5 protein-coding genes and 1 pseudogene are annotated in these 7559 nt (G+C 24.7%); 4 read left to right on the top strand and 2 right to left on the bottom strand.

Features of this window, described 5'->3' with window-relative positions:
* Positions 1 to 160: 160 nt before the first annotated feature.
* Positions 161 to 457, bottom strand: a complete 297-nt coding sequence (locus MBORA_RS11220; RefSeq protein WP_232817552.1) for a hypothetical protein — start codon at positions 455 to 457, stop codon at positions 161 to 163.
* Between the two features lie 1395 nt (positions 458 to 1852).
* Between MBORA_RS11220 and MBORA_RS10870 the strand changes: the two genes are divergently transcribed.
* Positions 1853 to 2017 carry a hypothetical protein gene (locus tag MBORA_RS10870; RefSeq protein ID WP_169805474.1) on the top strand — a complete coding sequence of 55 codons (165 nt, stop codon included), beginning with the start codon at positions 1853 to 1855 and terminating at the stop codon, positions 2015 to 2017.
* A gap of 1116 nt (positions 2018 to 3133) precedes the next feature.
* Positions 3134 to 4111, top strand: a complete 978-nt coding sequence (locus MBORA_RS07485) for a hypothetical protein (protein WP_063720482.1) — start codon at positions 3134 to 3136, stop codon at positions 4109 to 4111.
* A gap of 291 nt (positions 4112 to 4402) precedes the next feature.
* Here the strand turns inward: MBORA_RS07485 and MBORA_RS10350 are convergent.
* Positions 4403 to 4752 (bottom strand): annotated as a pseudogene (locus MBORA_RS10350) (IS5/IS1182 family transposase); the annotation flags it as partial.
* A gap of 1735 nt (positions 4753 to 6487) precedes the next feature.
* On the opposite strand from MBORA_RS10350, the gene MBORA_RS10640 reads away from it, so the two are divergent.
* Both MBORA_RS10640 and MBORA_RS10635 read left to right on the top strand, forming a co-directional pair.
* Positions 6488 to 6637 carry a hypothetical protein gene (locus MBORA_RS10640; RefSeq protein WP_156482706.1) on the top strand — a complete coding sequence of 50 codons (150 nt, stop codon included), beginning with the start codon at positions 6488 to 6490 and terminating at the stop codon, positions 6635 to 6637.
* A gap of 46 nt (positions 6638 to 6683) precedes the next feature.
* On the top strand, positions 6684 to 7022 hold the full coding sequence (locus tag MBORA_RS10635) for a hypothetical protein (protein WP_106787255.1): 339 nt from the start codon (positions 6684 to 6686) through the stop codon (positions 7020 to 7022).
* Positions 7023 to 7559: the final 537 nt, after the last annotated feature.

The following is a 7559-nucleotide window of genomic DNA, read 5'->3' as shown; positions in this document are numbered from 1 at the left end:
GAAAGATATTTTGGTAATGCATTAGATGGTATACGTGATGATAGTCTTAAATTATTAAGAAATAGTATTAGTGGTGAGTATGTTGGTGAATATCTTAAAATACTTATTTATACATTTATAAATAAAGCATTGCTGTCAAGCTAATGGTTTTTTAATTTTTTTAAAAACTATCTTGTATGTTTGATTTGCATTTTTTATGATAAAAATTCTTTTTATATCTTTCTTCGTTTGTTGGTGGTTTAATTTTCGTGTAAACCAAATCTTTTTTGGCCATGTCAATTATCTTCTTTAACTTATTATTTGTATTTCTTCTTGGTTGTCTGTTAGTAGTCTGGGCAATTCCTCTTTTATGTTTCCAATCAATGTGTTGATGTTGGTTTTGTATATGTATTTGTATTTTGTTGTCTTTTTTTGGTTTTCTTGTTATTTGTTCTTCTGCGTCGTTTTTAAGTCCCATTAGTATGTTGAATAGGTATATATGGCTTATAGAAGTCCTTGTTCTATTATTATTTTCTTTTTTCCTGTGAATTTTTCGATTTTTAATATTGTTTTTTTTTTAGTCTGTCGTAATTATGTTTCTATTGTCCATCTATCGCCGTTATAATATGTTTTAATTCTTCATGGTGTTGCTATTTCTTTTGGGGATATTGGTAAAATAGTATTTTATGTTTTTCCATTTTTTTAGTTTTACTTTTACAATTCATTACTTTTTATATTATGTTTTTAATCTTGCCATTTTCTTTTAGTTCATTCGTTTTTTTTTGAAATTTCTACGTTTTAATGAATCTAGACTAATGAAGAAATGTTTTATCTGTTTTTTTTATGTTTTTTCCATATTTTTTTTGTTGTTTCTTTTTATAATGTTGGATGTTTTTCCACGTATTTATAGTAATGAATTTAATAATATTGGTTTTAAACATTAATTCATACGGAGTTTATAATCCTCTATCGTATAATGTTATTGTTTTTGTCAAGTCTAATTTGTTTTTTACATCATCTAAATGGATTAATGCATTTGTTATTTCATTTACATTTTTTAATGTTAAATTTAAGGATATTATGAAGTCTCAATGAGCATCTAACCCCGTGCATGAGGATTCTAGCTGTAGAAGTATCTCTTTGTAGTGTTTGAGTTTTTTTCAGGTATTCCAAAATCATCTCTATGTTAATTTCGTATTTGGTATTTTCAATAATCGATGAATCAATTGCACATTACGTGCAATCCTTTAAATGAAGGCATTTCATCTATTTTGATCATAAATACTCGAAACTAAATCATCATTCATATCATATATAAACTTGTGGATCTATGAATCACTCCTATAAACTTAAGGATTTTTTCTTATTTTTCTAATATTTTTTTTACTTATTTTCTTTTAATTTGGTTGAATTTAGCTTATTTTATTTAGATACTTCTAATTATTTTTTAAATTTAGTTATATCTGTTTTTAATAATTTTTAGTAGTTAATTTTAAATATTATTAAATATATAGTATTTATATGTAATATTGATTGATTTAATATTTGTATTGTATGATTAAACTAGTATTTTTGGGTGATTTTTGGGATGTGCTTTGGATTTTTTTCTGCAACTTTTTTAGATAAATTTTAATAGGTTATGTTGGATGATAAATTATAAAACAGACATTAGGAAGCTTACTCGTAAATAGGAAAGCGAGTTTTAAGGATTATTATGTTGTAATTCAATTGTTTCAAACTGGTTTTTACGGGTTCAGTGGAGGCTGTGAAATTATATTCAAGAATGTTACTGGTTGGGAGGATTATTAGTATTTCAACATAGATATTGGTAAACAAAGAGGTTTATTTGAGTCCTATTCTTTAATAAAGGATTATGTTTAAGGATTATATTACTGAATTTTTACAAACATTTTTAGTGCTGAATTTGAGAAAGATGGTTTATATTTGGGTTGCATGTGAATGGAAGTATAATGTAAATTGCCTAATACTAATATACACTCGTGAACAATTTGAAATTGAAGAGGATACTGCATTTTGAAAGGCATTGGCCAAATAACAAGAGCATCATATTATTGTTGATGTTAACTCATGGTTTGATTTTAACATCATGAATTTGACACTACTAAAGTAACAGAAGTTGAAATGGACTAAAAATCACTTACAAGATCTAAATAAAGGATTTTAACCTTAAAAAATTCGTTTTCATTTTTGACAGAGGGTATAATGGATTCATATTGAGTTAATAAATTGGCATTATTAAAAAATGAATCAAAATTAATATTTGATTCGTCTTGGATTCAAGAACAATAAAAATATAAGAAAGACAAAAAATGGAATCTGATGGACGAATTTGTTAATATAAACTATGAAATATAATTAAGAACAAAAGAAATCAAAGATCCTGAACTTAAAAAAAATGCCGAACAAGAAAATTATTAATAAACCTCAGAATAAACCAACACTATAGAACTAACCAACAACAAAGGAGAAAAAATACACAAAAGACACTACTAAGCAAATCTACCAATAGAAAAATTCACAAAAAAAGATTTAAAAGACGCATATGGCCAAAGATGGTTAAATAGAAACAGACTACGATAGACTAAAAAAAAACATTTTTAGAACTAGAAAATTTCACAGGACACAGACGAACAATCATCGAACAAGATTATCTACTCCAAATATATTCAATGTTCAACTTACTAAATAATTTGTATTTACTAAAACTCGACGCAGACAAAAAAATACAAGAAAAACACAAAAACAAACTTAAAACAAGAATAACCCAATATTTAGACTTAAACCACCTAAATGTGAATACTCAACTACAAATTCAACCATATTAGCAATGCCCAACGAAAAAAACAGATAAAAAAATAATCAAACATAATAATAGAACTAGCACAAAACAAACTAGTAATCAAAAACGAAAAAAAAAGAAAAAGAAAAAGACCCTCAAAACGCCACAAAGGAGGATTACTAAAACAAAACAAAAAAAATTCAAACACAACGACAGAAAAGCATAAAAAAACAAGAAATTTAAATCAAAAAATCCTTAAGTTTATAGGAGTGGTCTATTAATGAAAAACTTTATATATGTATACTAATCATATTATACTAATGTAAAAAATATTATACATAGATGTGATAAATTATGAAATATAATAAATTTACAAAAACCTTAGGAATGTTCATTATTTGTTTGTTCCTAATAACATTTGTTGGAAGTGTATCTGCTATTGACTCCGTTGATGCAGATTATAATGAATTAGACGATTTGGATCTAAATAACCTAGATCTTGAATCAATAGATGAAAGTACTGATTTAGATGAAAATGAAATTAATGATTTAAATGAAAGTGATGATGAATACGAATATGAAAATGATAATAATGAAGAAGAAAATCAATCTGATGAAGATTTTGAAGAAGAACTAGAAGACAATGATACAGATGAAAATAACTACACAGACATGGTACTATACACATATAAAACTGAAAATGATGACAATACTGTAAATACTGAAGAGAATGATACAGACTTTGAAGAAGAAAATCAATCTGATGAAGATTTTGAAGAAGAACTAGAAGACAATGATACAGATGAAAATAACTACGCAGACATGGTACTATACACATATAAAACTGAAAATGATGACAATACTGTAAATACTGAAGAGAATGATACAGACTTTGAAGAAGAAAATCAATCTGATGAAGATTTTGAAGAAGAACTAGAAGACAATGATACAGATGAAAATAACTACACAGACATGGTACTATACACATATAAAACTGAAAATGATGACAATACTGTAAATACTGAAGAGAATGATACAGACTTTGAAGAAGAAAATCAATCTGATGAAGATTTTGAAGAAGAAACATTATATGCTTCTATTAAATCATCTCAGGCAAATTTTAATCATAGTGAAAATTATTTTTATAATTTAAATAAATATAATCATTCTTATAATGCTAATCTAGATTTATATAATAATGAAAATCAAGATTCTAATTTAACTGAATCTAATAAAATGATTAATAATACTAATATTATTGTTAAACAATCAAATCCAAGTTTTATTTATTCAATTATTTCTTTATTGATTAGTTTAATCTTATCAACATAAGAAATATTTTTTTCTTTTTTTAGCTCTTTCAAAAACTTGTGTGATTTTTCTGTTTTTTGTTATTTATGTTCCAATAATTTTTAATTTTAGTATGAATCTTTTTAAAAATTCTTGTTCTATTTTTATTGTCTTTTTTATGTGTTTTAAGAATATACTTTTTGGAATATATTTTGATTTTATTAATTGTCAAATAGAATATTGCTATTTTCAAGGTGTGTCGTTAATTTTTAAAGTAAGGAATGATGAATTTCCAAAGAATTTTTGTAATAAACTTGGGGGGGTCTGAATTTTTTAGTTCTCGAATAATTGTTGTATGGCTGTTTTTGAGTTGATCCTTGTGATATGATTAGGGCTCCTAAAAATACATTTAAATATACTGTTTTTTCAACGGATTTTGATGTATATTTGTGTATTTCTTTCATGTTGAGTCTTTGTTTGAGTAATTTGAATAAGTCTTCTATTCTTTTCCTTTGATTGGTTTGAATTTTTTCCATTGGTCTAATTTTTTAAAATAATTCGCTTTTTACATGATTATATAATGATTTTTCAGTTGTCATTCTATTTATTTTGTTAAATACTTTTAATGGATAGGATAATTGATCATTGAGCTTTTGTGGCTGGAAATTATCTTTTGGAAATATTATAGTGGGACTGTCAATTTGTTAGGTCTTTTGTACATAAATAGTGTTTAATTTTTCAATTCTGCCTATTTGGTCTTTTTTTAATTTTAAATTTTTGATTTTTACGACTTTGTTGAAATCATATATTTACAGTTGAAATTTCACATTGAGTTTATTTTTTTCTATTTTAAACTCTTATTTTTGGTGTTTTATGATATATTTATTTCTATTTTATTTATACTTGAAATATTACATGGTATTTTTTAAAAAAAGATTTTAAAAAGTTATTTATAGTAAAATGGAGAATATATATATAAAAAACGAAAATAAACATTTTCCAAGTATAGTTAGGTTTTCTGAGCATGAAAGTCTTTTGGATTTTGGCTTTAAAAGGCAAACAAAAAAATTTTTTAAAAAGTATAAAAATCAATGTAAAAAGCTATATTAAGTCAATGATGTGGTGAAATTCATTGAATTTACTTATAGCGATTCTATGATTGCTTTAAATAAAGTATTATAAGTAAATTATAATTCTCAACCTGCATTATTTTACGATTGTTGCTTTAAAAATTTATTTAAATATGATTTATCGAGAAATTGGATTTTGTATCGTTTTCAAGTGGTTTGAGAAGTTATATCTATAAAATTAAAAAATCGCCAAAATTTATCTACGCTCCAGAAATACTCTTTAAAAAATGCCTATCTAGCATCTTTTAAAGAATAACTAAGCAAATATTATTCGACATTTTATGAATTAAACCAAAATTAATTGCACTTGATGGTTACAGGATTTCACTAATGACTATGCAGACAAAAAATATTTATGCACAAATTAGGGGAAAAGAAAGGAAAAGCTCACGCTAAATGCCATTATTGCAGTTGATGTTGATAGCAGAATACTCCTTTACTCACAAGCGACAAAAGGTCCAAAACACGATTACAAAATTATGCAATAGCTGCAAATAAGAAGTTTAAAGAAATATTATGTTGATTATATAATAGCTGACAAAGCATACGATACAAATAAAATAAGAAAATGTATAAATAAAGAAATAAATGCTTCAGACCAAATACCTCTAAAATCCAACTTCAAACACGGATGGTACAGAAGATTAAGCCTAAAAAACATTTGATGAAGAAATATACTCCAAAAAACAACGTAGAAAGTATTTTCAGCGTAATAAAAAAAATTCTCAGGAACAAATAAAAATAAACATACAAGACTACAAAACAAATAAACAAGACTCAAAACAGCAACATACAACATCAATAGAGTAGTAAAAATTTTAAATTAGGATTTCAACAAAGTCATTTTTACACTGCTATCAAGTTAAGACTTTTTTCTGATTTTTTCTTTTATTTTTTCTATTTTTCTTTTATTTTGGTTGTATTAAGGTTATATTATTTTAATTTTATTTTAATAAGTGTATATTTAATTTATATCTATTTTTAATTATTTATTATAGTTAATATTAAATATTAGTAATTATAAAGTATTTATTATATAATATTATTAGTATTAAGAATTTATTTTGTTTTTAGGGTGATTTTTGATGGTTTTTGATTTGATGTTTTCAAATTTTTTAGTAAATTTTAATAATTTTGTTGATGAAAAATAGATATTAAGTGATAATGCTTTTGTTCGTAGTGAAAAATGGAATTTAGAAACTGCAATCAAATTTCCATTATCTAATTGTAAAAAAACAAAATTTAATGAAGTAAATAAGTTTTTAAGAAGTCAACAGGTGATTATACAATGAAAATAACAGGTTCTGGTGTTTGTGATAGAATGCAACATATAAACCCCGAAGTTTATATAGACATGAATGATGGAGTTATAATGGAAATTTACAATAATTTAGAAGAAATGAAGACTTTTAAAGGTTTTTCATGTTTTCACAACTGATGAATCATTTGTTGAACTTCTAGACCATCCACAAACTCGAGAAGAAATGGAAATTCCACCAGATACTGAATTTGAAAGCTATGTTGCAAGGGCTAAAATCTTTTGCAGGGTAGATGCAAAAATGGACTTTGTAATTTCATCAATAATAGAAAATCAATTCGTTGACGAAATAACATTAGCATTAAGACATTTAAATGATGTAAAAAACAAAATAAACATGAACAAAGTAATAACCTGCTATGACAGATTCTATAATGCCACAGAAATCATGTTAAAAACTGAATCTCTCAATTCATACTATTTAATACGTGGAAAAACAAATGCATTCAAAAAAAAAACAAAAAAATGGATAATGAAAAAACAAATGATAAAACATTTGATATAAATTTAAACAACTCCAAAAAAGATATAAAGAAGAAGAATTAAAAAAATTAGCAAGAAAACAAAAAAGACTCAAAGTCAGAATAATCAAAGTAAAACTAAAAAATGGAAACATAGAAATACTATTCACAAATTTACCAAAAGAAATAACATCAACAGAAGAATTAAAACAATTATATGACAATAGATAGACAATAGAAAAAACTTACGACAGATTAAAAAATAGATTCAAAAATACCAATAACATCAAATAAAATAGAAAACTGCTTCCTAAAAAACTTCCCTAAACATATCAAAAAATTATTCAAATCGAAAAAAGGAATTTTAAAAAGATTTGACCTAAAACTAATGTATTGGAACGAAGACAACACGATTTTCTAAAAATCACCCAAGTTTTTGAAAGTGCCCTAGAAAGGGACTGTCAATTTGTTAGGTCTTTTGTATATAAATAGTGTTTAATTTTTCAATTTTGTCTATTTGGTCTTCTTTTTGATTTTACATTTTTGATTTTTACGAAAGTTTTAAATACTATTTGTGTTTT

Origin of the sequence: Methanobrevibacter oralis (assembly GCF_001639275.1) — an archaeon.
GTDB classification, from domain to species: Archaea; Methanobacteriota; Methanobacteria; order Methanobacteriales; family Methanobacteriaceae; genus Methanocatella; species Methanocatella oralis.
This window is presented reverse-complemented; position numbering and strand designations above follow the sequence as displayed.